Raw genomic sequence first — 23,238 nt, 5'->3', positions numbered from 1 at the left:
TCCCCTTCTAGTTCAGGCGCTTCTGGTCGTGCGCGAGCTTCGCGCGGAGACTCGAATGCACCGAGATGAACGTGCGGAACTGCTGACCGGTCAGGGTCGCGAGATTCGTCACGAGGGTGTCGACGTCCTCGGCGATCTGACGGGGCGACGTGTTCTGACGCGGCGTGATGCTCACGTGCAGCACCGTCTCTTTGCGCACCTCGTTCGAGGAGATGCGCGAGGCGAGGATCTCGTCGCGCTCGTCGAGCGAGTTCTTCAGAGCCGCCGAGGCGAAGTCGTCGGTCACGATGATGCGACCCGCTTCGCTCTCGGAGCCGATGGACTGCAGCGGCACGCGGTGCTTTCCGCGCACGGCGCCCACGGCGACGAGCACCAGCACGATCACGACGACGGCGAGCACGGCGATCGCCCCGATGTCCAGCGACGGCTGACCGAGCCCCTCGGTCCATCCGCGGACACCGTCGGCGGTCCGCGTCCACACGTCGGCGGCGCCGGGGAGGGCGGCCACGACGATCAGCAGACCGCCCAGAGCCAGGAGGACCAGCGCGACGACGAGAAGCAGGATGCGGTTGAGTGCGCGATTGGTGTTCCTCATCGGAGATCCTCCTTCCCCGCGTCGAGCGGGCGCTCGACACGGACGTGCGTCCGCACGGACGGGGTGAGACGGTAGGACGCGACTTCCTCATCGACGATGGCTCGAAGGCCGTCGACGTCGACCGGGATCCCGAGCGGCGGCCGCACGGTCACGTCCACGCTGCGGTGGGCGACGCCCACCACCACGTTCTCGCGGGCGATCCCGGACTCGAGGCTCACGTGCTGGGCGATCGAGGAGGCCACCACGCCGTTGTCGACGACGACCGCGCGCTCTCCCCAGGTCATCTCGTGGCGGGAGAGCCGGCCCGGGGCCACGGCGATCACGAGCACGATCAGCCCGATCACGGCGATCGCCGCGCCGATGGCGATGAGCGCCGCGGGGACGACGGCCGTGGGGAGCGCGGCGAGAGCGTCGAAAGCGGCACCGGGAGCCACGAGCAGCGGCGGCCGGCCGGCGAGCGACAACCCGATCTCGACAGCGGCGTACACCGCGGCCAGGATGAGCAGGATCACGACGACGAGCATCGCTCCGGTGCGGGGCGAGTGCGTCTCGCGACGCACGACGGTACGCAGAACGGAGTCGGTCATCTCACCCTCCTTCTCTTCGGGGTGGTCGCCCCGGCGATGGTCAGGTCCACGCGCGACACCTTGCGCCCGAACAGACGGGTGAGGCGGTCGTGGAGATCGTGCTGGATGCCGCGAGCCGCTTCCAGCACGGGGGTGGCGGCCCGCACCGCCTCGGTGTCGTCGAGGCGGGGGACGGGGAAGGGAGCCTGGACGCGGACCACGACGGTGTCGCGCGAGGCGGCGATGTCGACCGACACGTCCGCACGGTCGACGCCGATGGCTTCGGCGGCGGCCTGCTCGGCCGCTTTGCGGAAGACGCGGTCGGCCACGTCCACGCGGCCGTGGGTCTGCACGCTGACCCCGCCCCCCGGGGCGGCGGTGGCCACCCCGGGAAGCGCGGTGGTCACGATGTGCTCCGACCCGAGAATGCGTTGGCGATGCTGCGGATGTCGATCTCGCCCGAGACGATCCGACCGACGACCGCGCCGATCGCCATGAACAGGGCGACCAGGAGGAAGCCCCAGAACCCGAAGATGAGTGCGGCGGCGGCCAGGATCAGGCCGACGAGGGCACCGGTGATGGTCGGGTTCATGACACGCGCGAGGGGGTCGAGTCGTCGTCATCGTCACCCGGGATGTGAATGTCGTTGACGTCGACGTTCACCTCGACGACCTCGAGGCCGACGAGACGGCTGATGGCACCGGCGACGCGCGCGCGCACCTGGTCGGCCACCTCCTGGATCGGAGCGGGGTACTCGACCACGATGGTGAGGTCGGCGGCCGCCTGGGTCTCGCCCACCTCGACCTTGACGCCCTGCGTCAGATCGGTGGCGTTGATCGCGTCGCGGATCGCGCCGAAGGCGCGCGCTCCGCCACCGCCGAGGGCGTAGACGCCGGTGACCTCTCGCGCCGCGATGCCGGCGACCTTGGCCACGACGGAGTCGGCGATGGTGGTCTTGCCGGCGGTGTCGGCGGCGAGGGTCGCGGAGCCGGCGGATGCGCGGTCCACGCGCGAGCCCTGGGGCGCGGCGGTGGGGGCCGCGGGCTTTTCTTCGATAGCCATCGGAGTGTCCTTCCTGTACGTCCTGGCCGGGGCGGTGATCCCGTGCCAGCTGTGTTCGCTTACTTGTTAGACGTACGCGGAAGGGGTTTCGTCACGCCGCGGCCCCCACTTTCTCCGGATGCGTGCGGCTGCGCTCACACGGGGGTGGCGAACTCCCGGATCGTGAGGCCCGAGAATTGCGCGGCACCGCCGTCGGTGTACAGCGAGATCCCGGTGTCGCCGTCGAGGAAGTGCACCTGCTGCGACAGAACGGTGTGCCCGGCGTTGACGAAGACCTCCACGCTCTGACGGTCGACGAAGATGCGCAGGTGCACGGACCTGGCCGCGGGGTCGATGGGCGCGGCCGCGCGGGTGTACGGCGCGAGAGCGTATCCGGCACGGTCGGACGGCCCCCGGTCGACGTAGAGGTCGGATCCGTACTTGCCGATGTTCGTGTGGCGGGACCCGTCGGCCGATCGGCCGACCGAGACGCCGACGTTGACCGCATCGGTCCACGCGATGTCCAGCTCGAGTTCGTAGGCCCGCCCCGTCCAGGGGAGCACCGCACTGCCGTTCACCGTCCGGTCCGGCAGGGTCGCCGTCGAGGTCGCGCGACCCGCCAGGGCGGAGATCGGTGCGCTGAGCAGGCTGTACCACCCGCCGGGCTGCTTCTCCAGGCGCAGCTCGCGCACGATCGAGTTCTGGCCGTTGTAGCCGTCGGTGACGTCGGTGGGGACGTCACGCGCGGCGTACTTCCAGTTGTTCATCCACCCGATCGCCAGTCGTCGGGTGTCGGGCGCCTCGATGCTCGGCCACGTCACCGCCCCGTACCAGTCCCAGCCCCAGTCCAGCCACTGCGGGGTCGGGTCGTCGACGACGAAGTGCGTGCCGTTCCACGTTCCCATCCAGTACGCGTAGGTCATCGGAAGCCCGACCGTGTAGGCATCCATGCTCGCCCCCAGCACCCAGTGCCGGGTGCCGTCGTCGGCGGTCATCTGGAACAGATCAGGGCATTCGATCCCACCGAGCTGCGGGTTCGGGTAGTCGAAGTTGCTGCGCCACGTCCACTGCCGGAGGTTCGGCGAGGTGTAGAAACCCGCGTAGCGGGCACGGCCGAGGGCCATGACCCATTCACCGCACGACGCGTCCCAGTGCACCTTCGGGTCGCGGCACCACTCGGCGTTGTCGATCTCGGCCGGGGTCTGGGCGGCGCGACCATCGGTGTTGACGAGGACGGGGTCGGGGAGCATCGTGAAGCTGAACCCGCCGTCGGTCGACCAGTAGAGGTACTGCTCCTGGTACTTGCGGATGCCGTCGGTGGGACGGGTCGCGAGCGCGATGACCGCTCCCGCGCCGAATCCCGCGGTGTTCGCCTCGTCGACCACGAGGCACCCCGACCACACGGGGACGCCGTTCGTGAGCGGCATGACGGTGCCGTGGTGGACGAAGCTGACGCCGTCGGTGGTGGCGTGATCCCACCCGCCGGGACCGTTGTTGACGTCGGAATGGAGGTAGTACAGCTGGTACTGCCCGCCCGAGACGATCGGGCGCTGCGGATCGCACAGCCAGGCCGTCGGTGGGGTCATGTGGTAGATCGCGCGTTGCGACGGCGGGGTGGCGCGGGCGGCCACGGGAGCCGCGGACGCCAGGGCGAGGCCGAAGGCCCCGGCTCCGGCGCCCTGCAGCAGGGTGCGGCGGGAGATCTCGAACGGCATGATGCTCACTTCCTCGTGATCGGCGGGCGCGACGATGCACCCGCCGGGTGTCCGGCGGTTCGGTCGTGGTGGGTCAGGCGGCCGCCGGAGCCGCCCGACCTTCCTGCGCGTCGTCGAGCCCGACGATGCGCACGGCGGGAGCCTCCGCCCCCTCGGAGGTGGCGCGGACGGCCACGGGCCCCGCGCCGAGGGTCACCAGGTGCGAGAGGACGGTGGCGCCCCGGTCGGCGAAGACCTCCAGGAGGGGGCCGTCCAGCACGATCGTGAACACCGCCGCGCCCGCTTCGAGCAGCGGGGCGACGCGCGCGCCGGCGAAGTCCGGGTGCAACGTCTGCGCGGCTTCGCCGGTGCGCGACACGGTGAGGGTGCGAGCGGTCGGGTCGTGCACGATCTCGACCGCGGCATCCGCTTCGCCGTCGAGCCGGATGCGCAGGATGCCGGTGTCCGCGGGGTCGCGACGGATCTCTATGAGCGCGTGGGGATCGATACCGGCCACCGGCAGGGGCGTCGCGTCCGGGGCCGCGGGGAGGACCGGGTGCTGCACGAGCCGCAGCGCACCCGCGATGCGGCGCAGCCCCAACGTGCGCGGCAGCGACATCGCGCCGCGCCAGGGAGCGGTCGGCACGGCGTGCGCGTAGCGCCAGTTGTTCATCCAGGCGAGCATCACCGCCGCGCCGCCGGGGGCGTCGTGGAAGGTGACGCCGGCGTAGAAGTCCCGGCCGTGGTCGACGGGGAGGAGGACGTCCTCGTCGGCGCGGAACACGTCGCCGACGAGGTCGCCGACGACGTAGTGCATCGCCGACCCGGACGGGTCGGGGGCGTCGCCCACGGGATTCGTGCTCAGCAGCAGCACCCAGGCGGCGGCATCCGATCCCTCGACCGGGAGACGCACGAGGTCGGGGCACTCCCACACCACGTCCGTCGGGCCGAGCGGGCCGAACGATCCCGTCTCGCGCCACGATTGCAGGTCGTCGGAGGCGTAGAACACGACGCGCCGTTCCACCGCCTCGACCGCGAGCATCAGCCAGCCGCCGCCCGGGAGCGCGATGACCTTCGGGTCGCGGAAGTCGGAGCTGCCGCGGTCGAGCACCGGGTTGGCGGCATCCGGGGTCCAGGTGAGGCCGCCGTCGAGACTGGTCGCGCGGGACTGGGCCTGGATGCCGTGGGCGTAGGCGCTCGTGTAGAACGCCGTCAGGGCGTCGCCGGGGCCGGCCACGACCGATCCCGAGAAGATCTGCTCGCCGGGGCGATGGGCGAGGGCGACGGGATGCTCCTCCCAGTGCAGGAGGTCGGGGCTGGACGCATGGCCCCAGCTCATGTTGCCCCAGTCGTTGCCCGCGGGGTTGTACTGGAAGAACGCGTGCCACCGGCCGCCGCTGTGCACGAGGCCGTTGGGGTCGTTCATCCAGTTGCGCGCGGGCGCGAGGTGCAGGCGCGGGCGGGGCAGGCTCACATCGACTCCCGGAGGACCGGCGGGCAGGCCACGAGCTGGCGCGCACCCGACGCGGGCGCCTCCAGCCCCAGGAGCGTGCGCACGCCGGCGGCGCCCAGCTCGTAGTGCGGCAGCGCGACCGTCGACAGCGGCGGACGCAGGTGCGCCGCGATGACGTCCTGGTTGTCGAAGCCCATGACCGCCACGTCGTCGGGGATGCGCAGGCCGCGGTCGCGGAGGCCGTCGTACAGGCCCATCGCGACGCGGTCGTTGTGGCAGAACACCGCCGTGGCTCCGGAGGCGACGACGGCTCCGGCGATGCCGTACCCGCCCTCCTGCTCGGGAGCCGCCTCGAAGATCAGGGAGTCGTCGCTCGCGACGCCGGCGTCCTCCAGGGCGGCGCGGTAGCCCTCGAGCCGCCCGTCCCTCGCGGGGGAGGGGGACGTGGTGTTCACGAAGGCGATCCGGCGATGACCGGCCGAAAGGAGTTCCTCGGTGGCCGTCCGACCGCCCTGCACCTCGTCGGGGACGATCGCGGGGAAAGCGTCGTCGGCGGCGAAGCAGTTCACCAGCACCGTTTCGGTGTGCTGGAGCGGCGGCGGCACGTCGATCTCGCGGTGGTACCAGGTGGAGTACAGGATGCCGCGCACCTGGTGCTCGAGCATCATCGCGATCGCGTCGTTCTCGGCGGCGGCGTTGCCCTCGGTGTTGGCGACGAGCAGGACGAAGCCGTGACGCCACGCCTCGTCCTGGGCCCCGTGGATGATCTGTCCGGCGAAGGGGGTGGTGGCGATGGCATCCGCCACCAGGCCGATGAAGCGCGAGTTGCCTTCGGACAGCGTCTTGGCGAGGGCGTTGGGCCGGTAGCCGAGCGCCTCGATCGCCTCGTGGACGCGGCGTCGGGCGTCTTCGCCGATGCGCGCGCCCGGCTTGTCGTTCACCACGTGCGACACGGTCGCCACCGACACCCCGGCCGCCCGCGCCACGTCGCGCATCGTCGTGCTCATCCCTTGGTGGCTCCGCTCTCCAGGCCGGCGATCATCGCCTTGTTCAGCACGAGGAACACCAGCAGCAGTGGCGTCACCGTGACGCACACCGCGGCGAACGTCGCCGTCCAGTCGGTGTTGCCCATCGCTCCGATGTAGTTTTGCAGCCCCAGCGGGATCGTCTTGAGTCCATCGGACAGAACGAACGTGTTCGCGAAGATGAAGTCGTTCCAGATGAAGATGCTGTTGACCAGCACGACCGTGATGATCGTGTTCACCGACAGCGGCGCCGTGATCTGCAGGAAGATCCGGTACGGGCCGGCGCCGTCCAAGGACGCGGCCTCGTACAGCTCCCGCGGGATGTACTCGTAGAACGACGAGAACAGGTAGATCCCCATCGGCAGCGAGAACGCCGCCAGCGGCAGGATCATCGAGAGGTGCGTGTCGAGCAGCCCGACCTGCGAGTAATCGATGAACAGCGGCACGAGCGCGATCTGCACGGGCACGATGATCCCGAGCAGGAACAGCGCCCGGACGAACCCGCTGAACCGGAAGCCGAGGACCTGCAGCGCGTACGCGGCCATCATGCCGGCCACGACGATCAGGAGGCTGGCGCCGAGGGTGACGATGAAGCTGTTGGCGATGTTCAGTGCCAGGTTCCCGGTCGCGAAAGCGCGGGCGTAGTTCTCGAGCGTCCACTCCGACGGCAGCGCGAAGGGGTCTCCTCCGGCGAAATCCGACGCGGTGCGGAAGCTCGTGAGGAACAGCCACAGCAGCGGGTACACCTGCACCACGACGATGAGGATCACCGTCACCGTCAGGAGAGTCCGCTGCACGCGCACCCGCGGCGAGCGGTGCACGGCGCGCGGTTCCGGTGCGTCGGACGGGGGGACGGATGCCACCGGGGGCGGGGCGAGAGTCGTGCTCATCACGCGTCCTTTCGACGCAGCAGCAGGAAGATGAGTCCCACCGCGACGAGGCACTCGACCACGATGAAGACCGAGATGGCACTGGCGTAGCCGTAGTCGGTGTGGACGAACGCCGTCTTGTACATGTAGGTGGTCAGCAGCTCCGACGCCTGACCCGGTCCGCCGTTGGTCAGCAGGTACGGGATGTCGAAGCCGCGGAGCGCGAAGGTCGTGGCCATCACGGTCGTGGTGATCCAGACGGGACGGATGTAGGGGAAGCGGATCCGCCAGAAGGTCTGCCACCAGGAGGCGCCGTCCAGGCGCGCGGCCTCCTCGAGCTCCTTGGGCACCGCGATGAGCGCCGCGTAGATGATGAGCATGTAGAGACCGGTGAACCGCCACCCCTCGGGGATGGACACCGCCGCCAGCACCGTCTGCACGTTGGAGAGCCAGGCCGTCTGAAGGCCGTCGAGTCCCACCCACGCCAGCAGCTGGTTCAGCAGCCCCACGGGCTCGAGCGAGTAGATGCGGACGAAGAGGAACGCGATCGCCACGGTGGAGATGACCGCCGGCAGCAGGTACAGCGTCTTGACCAGTTCGCGGGCCCGGGGGAGGGCGGTGAGGAGCCCCGCAACCGCCAGGGCGCCCCCGAGCTGGAGGACCAGGCAGATGGCGAGATATCCCAGCGCGTTGCCGAACGCCGTCCAGAACACGTCGTCGCGAGTGAACATCTTCACGTAGTTGTCCAGGCCCACGAACGCGAGGTCGGTGATGCCGTCCCACGAGAACAGGCTGAGGACGAGCGACTGCACGATGGGGAGGAGGACCGCGGCGCCGTACAGCAGCAGCGGGGGGACGAGGAAGACGGCGACGGCCAGGCCCGAGCGCCGCGGCAGCATCGACGTGCGCATCGGCGCCCGACGTCGGGCGGGCGAGCCGGCCCCGGTGACCCGGGGCCGGCTCGGTGCGAGGGTGTCAGCCACCGACGTTCTCCGTCAGAGCCGCGTCCATCGTGCTGACGAACTCGTCGGGCGTGATGTCGCCCTGCACGAGGAGGGTCAGCTCCTGCTGCAGACGGGTGTTCGTGGCGGGGTCGAGCTGGGTGTCCCAGGGCATCGCGATCTTCGGGCCCACGTCACCGGCCTGCTCGATCGCCCGCGTGTACAGCGGGGTCGCGTTCGCGGGGATGGTCGTCTCCACGCCCGTGGTCGGCGAGAGAGCGCCCGAGGCGGCGACCTCGGCGGGATAGCGCTCGAGGGCGAACCGCAGGAAGTCGCGCACCAGCGGGTCGTACGTGGCGGAGTTGACGGCCATGCCGATGCCGGACGGAGTCACGAACTCGTTGTCGGCGGTCACGGCGCCGGGGATCGTCGGGAGCGTGAAGTAGTCGACGCTGTCGCGTACGCCCGCGTCGAGCTTGTCGGTGGCGAGGTTCGCCAGCTCCCAGGTGCCGATGTTGTACACCGCCGCCTTGCCGGAGGTGAACTGCGCCTGGGCGTCGGCGTATCCCGTGGCGGAGAAGCCCTCCTGGAAGCAGCCGGCCTGTCCGAGCCCGTACAGCCAGTCGGCGGCGGCGCGTCCGGGAGCGTCCGAGAACTTCGCCTCGCCGGTCTTCAGCTTCTGCACGTAGTCGGGGCCCGCCTGGCGGAACGGGTAGTAGGCCATGTACCGCTCGAGCGGCCAGCCGTCGGCGCCGTCCAGGGCGATCGGCGTGATGCCCTTGGCCCGGAGCGCCGTGCACATCGGGGCGATGTCGTCGAGCGTCGCGGGGACGGGCACCCCGGCCTGCGCGAGCAGGTCCTTGTTGTACCAGAAGAACTCCAGCTGGAACTCGAACGGCACCATGTACAGCGAGCCGTCGTCGAAGCGCTGATAGGTCAGGGCGACGTCGCGGTACTCGTCGGACAGGCCGAGGTCCTTCAGCAGCAGGTCGACGTCGACCATGCGGCCCTGCTGAGCGAGCTTCTGCGCGAAGGGCGTGGCATCCGTGTCGAAGAGCTCGGGCAGCTTGTTGGCGGCGGCCAGGGTCTCGTACTTCTGGATGTAGCTGGGGCGATCGGGCGTCGTGATGAGGTTCAGCGAGAAGCCGGGGTGGTCGGCGGCGTACTCGTCGGCGATCTTCTGCATCGCGGTGATCACGCCGCCGTCGGCCGGACGCGACAGCAGCCACGAGATCTCGCGGGGCTTGATCTCGCCCTCGGGGTTGACGTCGGTCGGGTCGCCGGCGGAGCCGGTCGCGCCGCATCCGGACAGGACGAGCGCGGTGGCGGCGGTCAGGGCGACCCAGGATGCCGCTCGGGTGAGGTGGACCATGTGAATCTCCATTGATGTGGTGGTGCGGGTAGGGGTGAGGTGGTGCGGGTCAGGACGAGACGAGGGCGTCGTCGAGCGACGCGGCCGGGACGGCGGTGGTGGAGGGGCCGGTGATCTCCAGCGAGAGCACCGTCGCGGCGCCCTCGCCGACGAAGGCGCCGACGCGACCGTCGGTCCGGTCGTAGAGGCGCGTGCTGAGGGTCACCGAACCGTCGACCGTGGCGACGCACAGATCGCCGTCGACGACGACCTCGAGCCGGTGCGGGCCCGGAGCGAGCGTCACGGGGCGCTCGAGCTCGATGACGTGGGGGACGTCCCCCGAGATCTGCCACTGCTCGCCGCCCGTCCGCCGGCGGGGCCAGCGGTCGAACACCAGACGGTTCCGTCGCGGCTCGAGGCGCAGGACGTAGGCCTCGTCGCCGTCCGCGCTCGCCCGGAGCAGGAGGCCGCATTCCGTCGTCCCGGGGGCGATGTCGAAGACGGCGTCCACGCGGAAGGCGGCGGGGAGGTCGGTCGGGAGGACGAGGTCGGCGTAGCCGTCGGGGGCCGACAGGACCGTTCCGGATGCCGCCGAGCCGAGGCGCTCGCCGAAGCTCGCGGAGAGCTCCAGGGGCGGATGGAAGCGCAGCGAGCCGTCGGCGTTCTGCTCCGCTTCCAGGACCGAGAGCGTCCCCGCCCACTGCCACGCGCCGTCGTCACGGCCGCCCTCGCGGGAGGAGATCCAGCCGAAGAAGAACCGGCGCCCGTCGCGAGCGGCGGATTTCGCGGCGTAGTAGGCGCGTCCGTCGATCGTGTCGTTCTCGGGCACCCGCCACGGGCCGTGGAGGCTGCGCGAGACGCGATAGCGCGTGGTGAAGGACTCGCTGAACTCGGAGTACACGAGATACCACCACCCGTTCCACTCGAAGACCTCGGGGCACTCGTGGGCGATGTAGCGGCGCGGGTCCCAGAAGGGCTCGGCGGCCTCCCACGTGCGGAGGTCGTGCGAGACGCACTGCGCGATCACCCCGCGTCGCCGCTCGGGGCCGTCGGCGTGACGGGCGGTGACGAGCATGCGCCACACGCCGGCCTCGTCGTCGCGGAAGACGAAGGGATCGCGCCAGTCGGCGGTCTCGTATCCCGGGGTCGCGCCGAAGGTGTCGTCGGGGTGGCGGACCCACGTGCGCATCCCGTCGTCGCTGGTGGCGTGCAGGACGACCTGGAGCGGGAGGCCGTCCGCGCCGATCCGTTCGGGGTTCTGCCCGGTGTAGAAGACGTGGTGGATGCCGCCGGCTACGACGACGCTGCCGGTGTAGACGTTGAAGTCCGCGGCATCCGACCCTCCCGAGGGGAGCGCGGGACCGGTCTCGACGAAGGTGACGAGGTCGTCGGTGACGACGCGGTGCCACGGCATCCCGATCTTGGGGACCTGCCGAGATTCGTGCAGGTAGAAGAGGTGGAACCGGCCGTCCTCCTCCCACGGGATGACGTCGCCGACCCAGGCGTTCGGCGGTCGGTAGAACCCTCGCTGGTCCATTCGGATGACTCCTCATCGAGACGATGTCGCCGACGAACCGGGGCTGGTTAATCGGTTACGCAGAACGTAGCAACGTCTCGCGAGGTTGGTCAAGCGGTTAATCACATGTTTTCCGGCGAACCGGTCGGGCGCAGAACGGGCGTACCCGCGACGACCCGGGTCTCCCCGTCGATCGGTGCGAAGGTGCGTGCCCCGGCCTCCGTGACGATGGTGAGCACCACCGGGTCCAGCTCCGCCGCCACGATCGCGTCGAGATCCGCGCGGGCGAGCGGATCTCCCGCGGCCACCCGGTCGCCGGCGCGGACGAGCGGACGGAACCCGTCGCCGTTCAGGCGCACCGTGTCGATGCCGATGTGGACGAGGACCTCGGTCCCGCCGTCGGTCGTGATGCCGTACGCGTGCGCGGTCGCCGCGACGGCGCTGACCGTGCCCGCCACGGGCGCCGTGATCAGTCCGCTCTCGGGCGCCACTGCCGCCGTGGGTCCGAGCGCGCTCGCGGCGAACGCCCGATCGGCGAGGGACTCCACCGCGACGCGCCGACCGGACACGGGGGAGAGGATCGCGGTCTCGTCGCCGGTCCGGCGGGGATCCTCGCCGTCGATCGGGCGCCCCCGCCGCCGCCGCCATCGCGCCCAGGCCAGCGTGCCGCCGAACGAGAGCAGCATCGACACCGCCAGACAGGCCAGGAACGGCCCGACGCTCCCGGGGGCGATCGAGGCGAACCCGAGGAGTCCGGCGGCGCCGAGCGTCACCGCCTCGACCCGCCACGCGGCCAGCAGCGCCGCTGAGACCGCGGTCGCGCCGACGGCGATCAGGAACGGGACGCGCAGCCGGAGCGTCACGCCGAACATCGCCGGCTCGGCGATTCCGAGGGCGGCGGGGGCGGTCGCCGTGGCCGCGAGGGCGCGCAGGCGCGTCCCCCTCCGTGCGCAGAGCCAGACCGCGAGCGACGCGGCGGCCTGGGCCACGTTCGCCGCCGCGGCGATCGGGAAGATGAACGATCCCCCCGTGGACAGCAGACCCAGCTCGATCGCGATGAGTCCCTGGTGCAGCCCCGTCACCACCAGCGGTGAGTACACCGCGCCCACGAGCGCTCCCCCGAGCACACCGGCGCCGGTGTAGAGCCATTCCATCCCCTGCGCGGCCGCATCTCCGAGGAAGCGCAGGGCCGGGCCCAGGACCAGGAAGGCGAGCAGGCCCGTGGTGAGCAGGGTGAGCAGCGGCACCAGCAGCAGACGCGCCGATCCGCTCGTGCGCCGCGCGAAGAACCGCTCGAGGCGGGCCAGGACGAAGCAGATCGCGATGATGGGCACGACGGTGCCCTGGTAGTCGATGGCCAGCACGTCCACGCCGGCGATGACCCACCCCGTGTCGGGCGCCAGGTGGATCGCTGGCAGGGCGCTCTCTGCGGTGAGGCCGGGGGCGGCGACGAGCGCGGCCCCCATCGCGGCGCCCAGGTACGGACTGCCGCCGAAGCGGCCGGCCGCGGAGAATCCGAGGAGGACGGGAAGCAGCGCGAACACCGCGGCTCCGACGAGTCCCACCAGGGCCACGGGGCCGCGCAGCCACGTCAGGGTGTCGACGACGGCCGTGTCCCCGAACACCCCGGGACCCGCGAGCACGTTGTGCAGCGCCGTGAGCAGGCCCCCCGCGACGAAGGCCGGGAGCAGCGGGGTGAACACGTCGACCAGGACGCCGACCGTTCGCGCGGACAGACGGCCTCGGTGCGCGGGAGCCGTCGCCGATCCGGCTCCGCGACGCACGGCGGCGCTGACGGCCTCCACCCGCCCCGGCCCGACGACGATCTGCACGCGATCGCCGACCACCTGCGCGGCGAGCACGCCGGGGATCCGGGCGAGGGCTGTGACATCCACGCGAGCGGACTCGGCCGGATCCACCCGCACCCGCGTCGCGCAGTGCGTGACCCCGCGGACGTTCCCGGCGCCGCCGAGGGCGGCCAGGATGGCGTCCGCCATCGTCGTGGCATCCATCGGCACCCGGACCCCTCGCACCCCCCTCGGGGTGGTGCCGTCCAGGCTACGCGGTCACGGCGGAACAGGAACGGGGCCCCGCATCGCGGGGCCCCGTTCGGGAGGGATGGAGAGAGGGCGCGTCAGCCGATCGGGCGCGCGTCCGCCGCTGCGTCGATGTCGTGCGCATACCCCGCGGGGATGTCGGCCCACCCGCCGAGACCGTTCGTGCCGTACGAACGGTCGACGGTCACGGCGTCGCCCGCGATGTCGACGCGGACGGTCGGGGCGAGGGTCCCCCCGCGCACGAAGTCGTCACTGGTGCCGATCGTGTCGATGAACGACTGCACGAGACCGTCGGGCATCACGTAGTGCGAGTACGCCTGGAACTGTCCCGGGTGCTGGTCGGGGTGCGGAGCGAAGGGGGTTCCGACCGGGAAGTTCAGGTTGGAGGGGCTGCCGAGGGCCAGTCCCGAACCGCGGTTCACCGGCTGGAAGTCGCTCCGGATGCCGTCGCCGACGAAGCCGTAGACGCCCTCGGGGCCGTCGATGCCCGCCGCATACGTGCCGCGGTGGGTGATCGTGAACAGGTAGTACTTGCCGTCCTTGATGTAGATCTGCGGACGCTCGGTCTGGTCGTTCACGCAGTTGGCCGAGAGGATCGGCGGCAGGAACCGCCACTCGGTCAACGCCGCGTTCTCGGCCACGGCGAGCCCGACGTTCGCCATCTGGAAGTGCGCGCCCTGATCCATCGCCTGATCGGCGGTCTCGGCGAACGGGTCACCGGGCGCGTAGCCCATGTCGTCCTCCGTGCAGGCGCGCTCGCCGCGGGCGAAGGCGGAGTTGCCCTCGAAGACCATGTACGTCTTGCCGGGGTGGGCGGGGTCTTCGAAGGTGAAGGGGTCGCGGAAGTTGAAGAACTCGTTCTGCGCGCCGGTCTGGTAGTACTCGCCGTCGGCCTGCAGCATGTCGTGCTGGTCGCGGAAGCCCGTCATCCACACGCCGTTCTCATCGGCGAAGAGACGCCCTTCGCTCTGGACGATGCGCGGGTCGTAGGGCTTGCGGTTGGAGCCGTCCTCGTTGCGGTAGAACGCCACGGCCGTGTAGAAGATGCGGAGCTTGTTGCCGTCGAAGATGCGCGTCGAACCCGACCACTCGGTCTGGTGGCTGAACGACTGGTCGTCGAAGATCGCGCCGGATGCGCCGTCGGGGAACACCAGGCCGCCGTAGGTCCATCCGCCGTCGGCCGGCCGTTCGGCGACGTCGGCCTTGCGGAAGAAGTAGCCGAGCTTGGCGTAGGTGTGCCGGTCGTCGAACCCGAGCTCGCGGTCGGCGACGAGGGAGAACACGACCTCCCAGCCCTTGAAGCTGGGCTGTGCGGAGGTGCCGTCGGTGAGCGTCCAGCTGTCCCAGACCCACACCTCCTCGTTGCTCATGTCGGGGAAGTCCTGGGGCACCGTCGGCATCGTGTACTCCTCGGGCAACGAGTTCTCCCGCGACGGCGCGGCGGGATCGCTCATGGCCTTGAGCTGGCGTGCGTCGGCCCGGGTCCACTTGGCGGTGAAGTCGTCCTCAGGGTCGAAGGCCTTCTGGGTGTGCTCGGTCGGCGTGGGGAAGCCCGGTACGGCTTCGGGCGCGTTCTGCGCCTGCGCGGGGGCGCCGGCCGCCAGGGCGGCGGTCGTGGCGATCACGGCGGCGATCGCCGCGAGCCGGATGCGCGTACGCCCCGCTCGGTTCTGCGTGGTGGTCACGTCGTTCTGCTTTCTGCTTCGCGTGACGTGGATCCTGCTCCTCGCGGTCAGCGTACGAAACCTGACGCCGACTGTCAAACGATTGACATAATTTGTGTTCGCTGAGAATCTCTGGCACTCTCGACGCGAGCCGCCGAACGGTGTGCTCCGTGGCATCCCTCCTCCTTCGCGGTCATCTGAGCCCGCACCGCCACCCTTTCGCGACGACGTGAACCCGGTCGAACAGACCCCCGTTCGTCGCGCCCGCCACCAGCCCTCTGGAGTGTCATGACCCCTCTCATCCCCACCGCCCGCCGGGCGCGGTCCCGGCGTGTCCCCGCCGCGACCGCGGCGGCCCTGGCGTCGTCCGCGGCGCTGATCCTGCTGGCCGCCGCCCCCGCCCACGCGGCCGGTTCCCTGTCCACCTTCGAGGGCCAGGATGCCGCGAATGGCGCGAAAAGCCTGATCGGCGGCCACGTCTCGCTGGCGTCGGCGACGCTCGCATCCGGCCGTGGCGTGCAGGCCGCCTCCTTCGCAGAGCTCGACCTCGGTCTTCCGGGCGGCCCCGTCTCCGGTGTCGCGCTGAGCACGGGCTCGCTGCGCGCCGCTGATCCCTCGGCCTCGTCCGACGTCGACTTCACCGCCTCGGCGCTGCTCGGCCCGAACGGCAAGCTCACCACCACGGGCGATCTCGGCGGTGGTGGTTCCGCCGTGCTGGAGTCCTCGTCCGGTCGGACCACCTACGACGCCGCAGAGCTCCACCTGGAGGTCGTTCCCGAGGGCGACACTCTGACAATCGTTTACCAGATCGGTAGCGAGGAGTACGCGGACTGGGCCGCGCGCGACTACACCGACGCGTTCGGTGTCTTCGTCGACGGACGCCTCTGCTCCACCGTCGACGACCTCCCCGTCGGCGTCGAGTTCATCAACGCGGACACGCGTTCGGAGCTCTTCGTCTCCAACCTCACCGCCGACGGCGCACCCGGCGATCGCGCGACCGAGATGAACGGCTACACGGTGCCGCTCACCTGCACCGCCGAGGTCACCCCCGGTCAGCCGGTCACCGTCGTCGCCGCGATCGCCGACACGCGCGACGGCCAGCTCGACTCCACGCTCCTCCTGGCCGCGGGGGGAATCTCCTCCGTACCCGGACCCGTGCAGCCGACGACCCCGCCGGTCGTCGATGACGGCGGAGCCGCGGCATCCCCCGACCCGATCCCCGCCTCCGACGCGTCGTCCACCGGATCCGGATCCGCACGACCCGGCTCACCGCTGGCGAACACGGGTGTGGACGGCGCAGCCCTGACCGCCGGGGCGGGAATCGCCGCGGCCGCGGTGGGTGCCGGCGTGACCGCTCTCGTGATCGCCCGCCGCCGCCGTGCCCGCGATGGGGTGAGCGCGCCGTGATCCGCGTCGGCTCCCGTCTCCCCGTCCGTTCCACGGCCGGCGCGGTGCTCGCTCTCGCGGGGGCGGCGGTCCTCGCGGCCCCCGCGCACGCGCGCGTCGAGCTGCCGCTCGTCGCGGAGACCACCGTCGTCCAGGACGGTCCCGCGACCGTCTCGGACGTGCGGTGGGTGCTCCCCGCGGAGGCCGCTCCCGGAGACACCGTCGAGCTCTTCCTTCCGGAGCATGCGGGCGGTGCGGCGGGAGCCGACTGGATCTCCTCCACGGGCGTCGTGATCGGTACGGCGCGGCTCGATGCCACCGGAAGGCTCGTCATCGAGCTCACCGACGCCGTCGCGGACCCCGCCAACCGCGCGGGGGAGGCGATCGTGCGATCGACCGAGGAGGTCGGGCCCCCGATCGTGACGGCATCCTCGTCCACCGCCGACGCGACCCTGCGCCCCGGCGAACGACCCGGACCCTTCTACGGCATCCCCGACCGTACGCGCGGCAACAAGTACGGCTTCTGGGCCGACGAGGACGAGACCCGTGCGCGGTGGGTCGTGGAAGCACCGCGCGGGCCGTGGGACGTCCTCGACATCGTCGATCGAGTGGGGCCGGGCCAGCGTGTCGACTGCGCGGCCGGGGTGAGCGTCCGATCCGCGGTCGCGACGCATCCGGACACCGGGGCGCTCGTCGACCCGGTCGACGTGCCCGTGGAGCGCGTGCGCGTCGACTGCAGTGACACCGAAGTGGCGGTGCACGTCGAGCCCGTGGGCGACGAGATCGTCGAAGTCGCCCTCGACACGCTCCCGGATGCGCCCTCGACCGAGATCTCCAACGCGGCGACCTTCGAGGCGCGCCGCACCCAGCCGGGTGAGCCGGTACGCGCGGTCGGCTGGGAGTCCCTCCTCGTCGAGCAGCCCCCGGTCCCGCCGACCGCACCGCCGACGCCGGAGCCGCCCCTGCCGGAGCCCCCGGTGGCCGAGACCCCGGTGCCCGCGCCGCCCGTGCCCGCACGCTTGGCCGAGACGGGGTCGGAGGGATCGGCTGTGTCGTTCGCCGCGGCCGCCGTCGGTCTGCTGGCCGCGGGGTGGACCGCTCTCGCCCTGCACGCGCGCCGTGCCCGGGGGCGCGCATGACGGGCGTCGAGAACCCCCGCGCGAAACGATCCGTGCGCCCGGGCCGGGCGACCCTGCTGTCGCTGATCGCCGGCGGCGTCGTGGTGGCGATCGGTCTCGTGGTCCTCCTGCTCCCGCGCGACGCTTCGCCGCCCGTCGAACCGACGCCCACGGCGACGTCCGACGCGTTCGACGTGCCCGAGGGCTGGGAAAGGTTCCGGCCCACGTTCCACCTCACCCCCGAGCAGCACTGGATGAACGACCCGCAACGCCCCGTCCTCATCGACGGCGAGTGGCACCTCTACTACCTGTACAACGCCGACTACCCCGAGGGGAACGGCACGGAGTGGCATCTGGCCACCTCGGCCGACATGGTGACGTGGAAGAACCGCGGTGTCGCGATCGAGAAGTACCGCAACGGGCTCGGTGACATCCTGACCGGCAGCGCCGTCGTCGATGAACGCGACACCGCGGGATTCGGCGCGGGCACGATCGTCGCGCTCACGACGCAGCAGGACGAGGGAGTGCAGCGGCAGTCGATGTTCACCTCGGCCGACGGGGGCCGGACGTTCCAGAACTACGAAGGGAATCCGATCATGGACAACCCCGGCGTCACCGACTGGCGCGACCCCAAGGTCGTCTGGGACGACGCCCACGAGCGGTGGGTGATGGTGCTGGCGGAAGGGGAGCGCCTCGGCTTCTACACCTCCACGAACCTGCGCGAGTGGACCTACGTCTCGGACTTCGTGCGCGACGGCTACGGCCTCCTCGAGTGTCCCGACCTGTTCGAGATGGTCGACCCGGTCTCGGGGCGCCGCACCTGGGTGCTCGGAGCGAGCGCGGATGCCGCGCGCTCCGGCGGCACGACCGGCTTCGCCTACTGGACGGGGACGTGGGACGGGGAGCGCTTCGCCGCCGATGCCGACGAGCCGCAGTGGCTCGACGGAGGATCCGACTTCTACGCCGCGGTGACGTGGGACGACCCCCGCGACGGGGACCGCGGCCGACTGGAACGCCGGTTCGCCCTCGCGTGGGTCAACAACTGGGCGTACGCCCGGGAGCTGCCCGGCGGAAGCTGGCAGGGCGGCTCCCTCTCGACCACGCGCGAGATCACGCTGCGCGAGGTGGACGGGCGCCTGACGCTGCTCTCGCAGCCGGTCACCGAGGTCGCGGCCCAGGAGGGGCGGGCCCGCTCCGCCGTCGCTCCCGTGACGGTGGTCCCGGGGAACATCACCGCGTTGCCGGTGCAGAGCACCGGGGCCGCCTATCGCCTGCGGGCGACCGTGTCCGCTCCCGACGGCGGCGAGGTGCGGCTCCGACTGGGCTCGTCCGAGCGAGGGGAGGTCACGGTGGGCTATGACGCCGAGGCGGGGAAGGTCTTCCTCGACCGTCGCCGCGATGAGGCGGCGGATGCCCTGCCCGACACGTATCGCGAGGTGCGCGTCGCCCCGGTCGGAACCGGGGGGACGGTCGTCTTCGACGTGATCGTCGACGCGTCCTCGATCGAGGTCTTCACCGGAGACGGGCAGGCTTCGCTCACCTCAGCGGCGTTCGTCGATCTCACGGGGGGCGTCACCGTCGAGTCCGTCGGGGCCGAGGCGGAGATCCGCGACGTCTCCCTGTCCCCCCTCGCGGTCAACGACCCGAGCGCTCGCTGAGGGAGTGCGGCTCCGCCGGGATCCGGCGGAGCCGCACCGTCAGGAGGTCCAGCCCTGCAGCAGCTCGACCGGGAGAGGCTCTTCCTCGACCTCGGTCAGCGTGGCATCCGCCATCCGTGCCCGCAGCAGGTCGACGGCCCGGGCGGCCATGCGCTCGATCGGCTGACGGACGGTGGTGAGTCCGGGCACGGCCATCCGCAGCGCTGCGGCGCCGTCGTAGCCGACGATCCGGAGGTCGTCCGGGACGCGTCGTCCGGTCTTGCGCGCCCAGTCCAGCGCCATGAGCGCGGTGAGATCGTCGCTGGCGAACACCCCGTCCGCGGGGTTCAGGGTGAGCCATGTCTCGATGGCGGCGCGACGACGATCCACCGGGGTGTCGTAGCCGTAGGCCATCACGCGGGGCTCGAGTCCGTGGCGGTCCATGACCTCGCGGTAGGCCGCGGCGCGCGCGTTGCCGGCGTGATCGGTCGCGGTGATGTGCACCGGTGAACGGGATCCGCGGGAGATCAGGTGTTCGGCGGCGAGGAGTCCACCGGTGCGGTTGTCGCTGTGGACGGTCGGGATGCCCTCGCCGAGTCGTCGGTCGATGGCGACGATCGGCAGATCGGCGCGTCCGTAGCCGGTGACGTCCCGATTGTGCGTGGAGCTGATGATCCCGTCGACGCGGTTCCCCTGCAGGAGGTCCAGGTAGCGCTCTTCGCGTTCGGGGGTGTCGTGGCAGTCGCAGAGGAGCATCTTGTAGCCGCTCTCGGCCAGTGCGCCCTCGACGTGGGTCGCGAGTTCTCCGAAGAACGGGTCGGCGACCGTCGGGACGATGAGCCCCACGAGCGTGGAGCGCTGGCCGATGAGCGACCGGGCGATCTCATTGGGGCGATAGCCGAGTGCCGTGACCGCGTCGTCGACCCGGCGGCGGATGTCGTCGCTGAGGTACCCCCGGTTGTTGAGGACGCGCGAGACGGTGGTGACCGACACGCCCGCGTGCGCGGCGACGTCCTGCAGCTTGGGTCGGCTCATCGGATGCTCACGCTCCAGGGTCGGGTTACGGGCGCGGGTGCCCCCTCGACGGTATCCCACCGGGTCGCGGACTCCGGGCCTCTCGGCGTCGTCCGAACGAGGTCGGGCCCGCGACAGGATGCCGCGGGCCCGACGGGGAGTCGTGCGTGGTCAGGGGCGACCCATGCCGTAGTACGTCCAGCCGGCGGAGCGCCAGGCGGCGGCATCCAGGCAGTTGCGTCCGTCGACCACCACGTGACCGGCGGCGAGCTCGGCGGCGTGGGCGGGATCGAGCTCGCGGCGGTACTCGTCCCACTCGGTGACGACGATGACGGCGTCGGCTCCGCGCAGGGCCTCGTCGCGGTCCTCGACGTAGGTCAGCTGCGGGTGGATGCGACGGGCGTTCTCGATCGCCGCCGGGTCGGTGAGCGTCACGTCGGCGCCCAGGCCGTGCAGGCGCACCGCCACATCGAGCGCGGGGGAGTCGCGGATGTCGTCGCTGTGGGGCTTGAAGGCCGCGCCGAGGACGGTCACCTTCTTCTCGTACACCGACCCGCCCAGCGCCTGCACCGTGAGGTCGACGGCGCGGTCGCGACGGCGCAGGTTGATCGCGTCGATCTCGCGCAGGAACGCCACCGACTCACCGCGGCCCAGCTCTTCGGCGCGAGCCGAGAAGGCGCGGATGTCCTTGGGCAGGCAGCCGCCGCCGAATCCGATGCCGGCGCCGAGGAAGCGGCGACCGATGCGCGCATCGTGTCCGATGGCGTCGGCGAGGGTCGTCACGTCGGCGCCCGTGACCTCGGCGATCTCGGCCATCGCGTTGATGAAGCTGATCTTGGTGGCGAGGAAGGCGTTGGCCGACACCTTCACCAGCTCGGCCGTGGCGTAGTCCGTCACGATGAACGGGGTGCCCTTGGCGATGGAGGGGTGGTAGACCTCGCGCAGGACGTCCGCGGTACGGGCGCCTTCCTCGCTGGGGGCGCCGTCGAGGCTCGGCACGCCGGCGACGAGACGGTCGGGGTCGACGGTGTCCTGGACGGCCCAGCCCTCGCGGAGGAACTCGGGGTTCCACACGAGGGTCGCCCCGCGCTCGGAGACCCGCGGTGCGAGCGACTCCGCCGTTCCGACCGGCACGGTCGACTTGCCGGCGACGATGTCCCCCTCGGAGAGGTAGGGCAGCAGGCCGTCGACGGCGGCGTGGACGTAGGTGAGGTCCGCGGCGTATCCGCCCGGCTGCTGCGGCGTACCCACTCCGATGAAGTGGACCTTCGCGCCCTGTGCGGCGGACATGTCGGTCGTGAAGGACAGTCGGCCGGAGGCGATGCCCTCGGTGAGGATCTCCTGGAGTCCGGGCTCGAAGAACGGGGCCTCCCCCTTCGAGAGCGAGGCCACCTTCCGCTCGTCGACGTCGATGCCGACGACCTCGTGTCCGATCGAGGCCATCGCGGCCGCGTGCACGGCTCCCAGGTATCCGCAACCAATCACAGAAAGACGCACAGGTCTCCTCCAGCTTTGTTGAGAGACGGCGCGCGAGTGTCGCGCCGTCGACCCGCGCGGGAGCGCGGGGAGTTCACGCGGCCGTCTCGCCCGGTGCCAGTGCGGCACGGGCGGTCTTGCCGAGGATGACGAAGTCGCCCACGAGCGTCCAGTTCTCCACGTAGGAGAGGTCGAGGCGCACCGACTCCTCCCACGAGAGGGAGGAACGTCCGCTGACCTGCCAGAGGCCCGTGATGCCGGGCTTGGCCAGGAATCGACGATGCACGTGGTCAGCGTAGAGCGCCACTTCCGACGGCAGCGGGGGCCGCGGACCGACGAGCGACATCGACCCGCCGATCACGTTGAACAGCTGCGGCAGTTCGTCGAGGCTGAACTTGCGCATGATGCGGCCGATGGGCGTGACCCGCGGGTCGTTCTTCATCTTGAAGAGAACCTCGTTGCCGGCATCGCGTTCTTGCCGCGCGAGCTGCTCGAGAAGATCCTCCGCGTTGACGACCATGGAGCGGAACTTGATCATCGTGAATTCGCGGCCGCGGAATCCGACGCGCTTCTGCCGGAAGAACACGGGGCCTTCGCTGGAGAGGCGGACCGCCATCGCGAGGAATGCGAGGAGCGGGCTCAGCACGATGACGCCGGCGATGCTCGCGACCAGGTCGACGGTGCGCTTGAGGAAGACCTGCCCGCGGGAGAACCGCGGCGTCTCGACGTGGATGAGGGGGAGTCCGGCGACCGGGCGGGTGTGGAGCCGAGGTCCCGCGATGTCGATGATGCTCGGTGCGAGCACGAGGTGCTGCCGCCCGGCCTCGAGGCTCCACGAGATCTGCTTCACCTTGTCGGCGGGCAGTTCGTCTGCACTCGTCACGGCGACGGTGTCCGCGCCGGTGACCTGGAGGGCGCGCGAGATGTCGCCGACGTGGCCCATGACCGGGATGTCGGTCCCGGGGATGGTGTCGGCGACCTTGCCGCTGGGGACGCACGCGCCCACGACGCGGTAGCCGGCGTTCGGGTTGCGGGCGAACTCGCGGGCGAGCTGGGTGACGGAGGGGAGCGACCCCACGAGCAGGACGTTGGCCGAATACTTCCCGTGCGAGCGCTGCACCACCAGCCACTGCCGCCAGAGCCAGCGGGTGAAGATGAGGACCAGGATGCCGACGGGCAGGCTGATCAACAGGTATCCGCGGGCCACGTCGATCTGGGTCAGGAAGGCGATGATCGCGATCGTCCCGAAGAGCCGGAAGCTGGAGTCGACGACGCGGATGTACTCCTGCGACCCCGTGCCGAGCACGCGGTCGCTGCGGGAGTCGATGAACGACAGCGCCCACATCCAGGCGACGACCAGGACGGCCGAGAAGATCCAGTAGGAGAGGTCCGTGATGCGGCTGTCGCGGCTCGCGGCGACGGCCGCGTTCCCGGTGCCGAACCACGCCAGCTGCGTGCCGTAGACCACCCAGATGAGTGCGGCGAGGTCGGTGAGGATCAGGTTGCGGCGATACCGCTGGCGCCAGCGGTCGTGCGTCGAGGAGGGGGCCTGGGGGCGGCGGTCCAGGAAGGACCCGCCCATCGGTTTCATCGTCGTCGTCGCATCGTCCATGCCGACGACGGCGCCCTGCGACGTCGATGTCGCGCCGACCTTGAGGTCAGACGTCACAGTGCGTAGGCCCCTTTCCCCGGTAACCCCGGATCGTGGTTCTTCTCGGAACGATAACAGCCTCAACTCACCCCGTGAATCACCCCTGTATGAACGGATTGTTTCCTGAGCGTGCGCAGTAGTCACCCGAAGTTTCCCCAGATGAAGGCCATGTCCGCCGATCGGG

At 70.9% G+C, this 23,238-nt stretch carries 20 protein-coding genes; 3 read left to right on the top strand and 17 right to left on the bottom strand.

Features of this window, described 5'->3' with window-relative positions; translation table 11 throughout:
* Nucleotides 1–7 precede the first annotated feature (7 nt).
* The 14 genes from CSIV_RS00750 to CSIV_RS00685 form a co-directional block, all read right to left on the bottom strand.
* The gene (locus tag CSIV_RS00750; RefSeq protein WP_077049530.1) at nt 8–595 is read right to left on the bottom strand and encodes a hypothetical protein; all 588 of its coding nucleotides are present in this window, start codon (nt 593–595) and stop codon (nt 8–10) included.
* The gene (locus CSIV_RS00745; protein WP_077049529.1) at nt 592–1,182 is read right to left on the bottom strand and encodes a DNA/RNA endonuclease G; all 591 of its coding nucleotides are present in this window, start codon (nt 1,180–1,182) and stop codon (nt 592–594) included. Before CSIV_RS00745 ends, CSIV_RS00750 begins: the two co-directional genes overlap by 4 nt.
* Nucleotides 1,179–1,568, bottom strand: coding sequence for a hypothetical protein (locus CSIV_RS00740; protein WP_083734909.1), 390 nt, complete (start codon nt 1,566–1,568; stop codon nt 1,179–1,181). The genes CSIV_RS00745 and CSIV_RS00740 overlap by 4 nt, the downstream gene beginning before the upstream one ends.
* Nucleotides 1,565–1,753 carry a DUF2273 domain-containing protein gene (locus CSIV_RS00735; protein ID WP_077049528.1) on the bottom strand — a complete coding sequence of 63 codons (189 nt, stop codon included), beginning with the start codon at nt 1,751–1,753 and terminating at the stop codon, nt 1,565–1,567. The genes CSIV_RS00740 and CSIV_RS00735 overlap by 4 nt, the downstream gene beginning before the upstream one ends.
* Complete coding sequence (locus tag CSIV_RS00730) at nt 1,750–2,223, bottom strand: Asp23/Gls24 family envelope stress response protein (protein WP_077049527.1); 474 nt, start codon at nt 2,221–2,223, stop codon at nt 1,750–1,752. Before CSIV_RS00730 ends, CSIV_RS00735 begins: the two co-directional genes overlap by 4 nt.
* 134 nt (nt 2,224–2,357) lie before the next feature.
* The gene (locus CSIV_RS00725) at nt 2,358–3,917 is read right to left on the bottom strand and encodes a glycoside hydrolase family 32 protein (protein ID WP_077049604.1); all 1,560 of its coding nucleotides are present in this window, start codon (nt 3,915–3,917) and stop codon (nt 2,358–2,360) included.
* Between the two features lie 73 nt (nt 3,918–3,990).
* On the bottom strand, nt 3,991–5,370 hold the full coding sequence (locus CSIV_RS00720) for a glycoside hydrolase family 32 protein (RefSeq protein WP_077049526.1): 1,380 nt from the start codon (nt 5,368–5,370) through the stop codon (nt 3,991–3,993).
* Complete coding sequence (locus tag CSIV_RS00715; protein ID WP_077049525.1) at nt 5,367–6,356, bottom strand: LacI family DNA-binding transcriptional regulator; 990 nt, start codon at nt 6,354–6,356, stop codon at nt 5,367–5,369. Before CSIV_RS00715 ends, CSIV_RS00720 begins: the two co-directional genes overlap by 4 nt.
* Nucleotides 6,353–7,264, bottom strand: coding sequence for a carbohydrate ABC transporter permease (locus CSIV_RS00710; RefSeq protein ID WP_077049524.1), 912 nt, complete (start codon nt 7,262–7,264; stop codon nt 6,353–6,355). The genes CSIV_RS00715 and CSIV_RS00710 overlap by 4 nt, the downstream gene beginning before the upstream one ends.
* Entirely contained in the window at nt 7,264–8,142 is an 879-nt protein-coding gene (locus tag CSIV_RS00705) for a carbohydrate ABC transporter permease (RefSeq protein WP_077049603.1), read from the bottom strand. The genes CSIV_RS00710 and CSIV_RS00705 overlap by 1 nt, the downstream gene beginning before the upstream one ends.
* 76 nt (nt 8,143–8,218) lie before the next feature.
* Nucleotides 8,219–9,556: an ABC transporter substrate-binding protein gene (locus tag CSIV_RS00700; protein ID WP_077049523.1), complete on the bottom strand. Its 1,338-nt coding sequence runs from the start codon at nt 9,554–9,556 to the stop codon at nt 8,219–8,221.
* Between the two features lie 49 nt (nt 9,557–9,605).
* Nucleotides 9,606–11,072 carry a family 43 glycosylhydrolase gene (locus CSIV_RS00695; protein ID WP_077049522.1) on the bottom strand — a complete coding sequence of 489 codons (1,467 nt, stop codon included), beginning with the start codon at nt 11,070–11,072 and terminating at the stop codon, nt 9,606–9,608.
* Between the two features lie 101 nt (nt 11,073–11,173).
* The gene (locus CSIV_RS00690; RefSeq protein WP_077049521.1) at nt 11,174–13,063 is read right to left on the bottom strand and encodes a glucose PTS transporter subunit IIA; all 1,890 of its coding nucleotides are present in this window, start codon (nt 13,061–13,063) and stop codon (nt 11,174–11,176) included.
* 122 nt (nt 13,064–13,185) lie between these two features.
* Complete coding sequence (locus CSIV_RS00685) at nt 13,186–14,793, bottom strand: glycoside hydrolase family 68 protein (protein WP_238592313.1); 1,608 nt, start codon at nt 14,791–14,793, stop codon at nt 13,186–13,188.
* A 267-nt stretch (nt 14,794–15,060) separates the two neighbouring features.
* Here CSIV_RS00685 and CSIV_RS00680 point away from each other — a divergent pair, with 267 nt between their 5' ends.
* The 3 genes from CSIV_RS00680 to CSIV_RS00670 are packed head-to-tail and all read left to right on the top strand — an operon-like array spanning nt 15,061 to nt 18,934.
* The gene (locus CSIV_RS00680) at nt 15,061–16,179 is read left to right on the top strand and encodes a choice-of-anchor L domain-containing protein (protein WP_077049520.1); all 1,119 of its coding nucleotides are present in this window, start codon (nt 15,061–15,063) and stop codon (nt 16,177–16,179) included.
* The gene (locus CSIV_RS00675) at nt 16,176–17,297 is read left to right on the top strand and encodes a hypothetical protein (RefSeq protein ID WP_077049519.1); all 1,122 of its coding nucleotides are present in this window, start codon (nt 16,176–16,178) and stop codon (nt 17,295–17,297) included. The genes CSIV_RS00680 and CSIV_RS00675 overlap by 4 nt, the downstream gene beginning before the upstream one ends.
* Entirely contained in the window at nt 17,294–18,934 is a 1,641-nt protein-coding gene (locus tag CSIV_RS00670) for a glycoside hydrolase family 32 protein (protein WP_077049518.1), read from the top strand. Before CSIV_RS00675 ends, CSIV_RS00670 begins: the two co-directional genes overlap by 4 nt.
* Before the next feature lie 39 nt (nt 18,935–18,973).
* On the opposite strand, the gene CSIV_RS00665 is transcribed toward CSIV_RS00670, so the two are convergent.
* From CSIV_RS00665 to CSIV_RS00655, 3 genes are all read right to left on the bottom strand, one after another.
* On the bottom strand, nt 18,974–19,948 hold the full coding sequence (locus CSIV_RS00665) for a LacI family DNA-binding transcriptional regulator (protein ID WP_077049517.1): 975 nt from the start codon (nt 19,946–19,948) through the stop codon (nt 18,974–18,976).
* A 150-nt stretch (nt 19,949–20,098) separates the two neighbouring features.
* Nucleotides 20,099–21,424 (bottom strand): UDP-glucose dehydrogenase family protein, encoded by a 1,326-nt coding sequence (locus CSIV_RS00660; protein ID WP_077049516.1) that lies wholly within the window; start codon nt 21,422–21,424, stop codon nt 20,099–20,101.
* A gap of 73 nt (nt 21,425–21,497) precedes the next feature.
* Nucleotides 21,498–22,985 carry a sugar transferase gene (locus CSIV_RS00655; RefSeq protein ID WP_077049601.1) on the bottom strand — a complete coding sequence of 496 codons (1,488 nt, stop codon included), beginning with the start codon at nt 22,983–22,985 and terminating at the stop codon, nt 21,498–21,500.
* Nucleotides 22,986–23,238 lie beyond the last annotated feature (253 nt).

The sequence above is a fragment of the Microbacterium sp. CSI-V genome, assembly GCF_001984105.1.
In the GTDB taxonomy this organism is placed as follows: domain Bacteria; phylum Actinomycetota; class Actinomycetes; order Actinomycetales; family Microbacteriaceae; genus Microbacterium.
The sequence above is the reverse complement of the archived record's forward strand: the minus strand, read 5'-3'. Positions and strand labels throughout refer to the sequence as shown.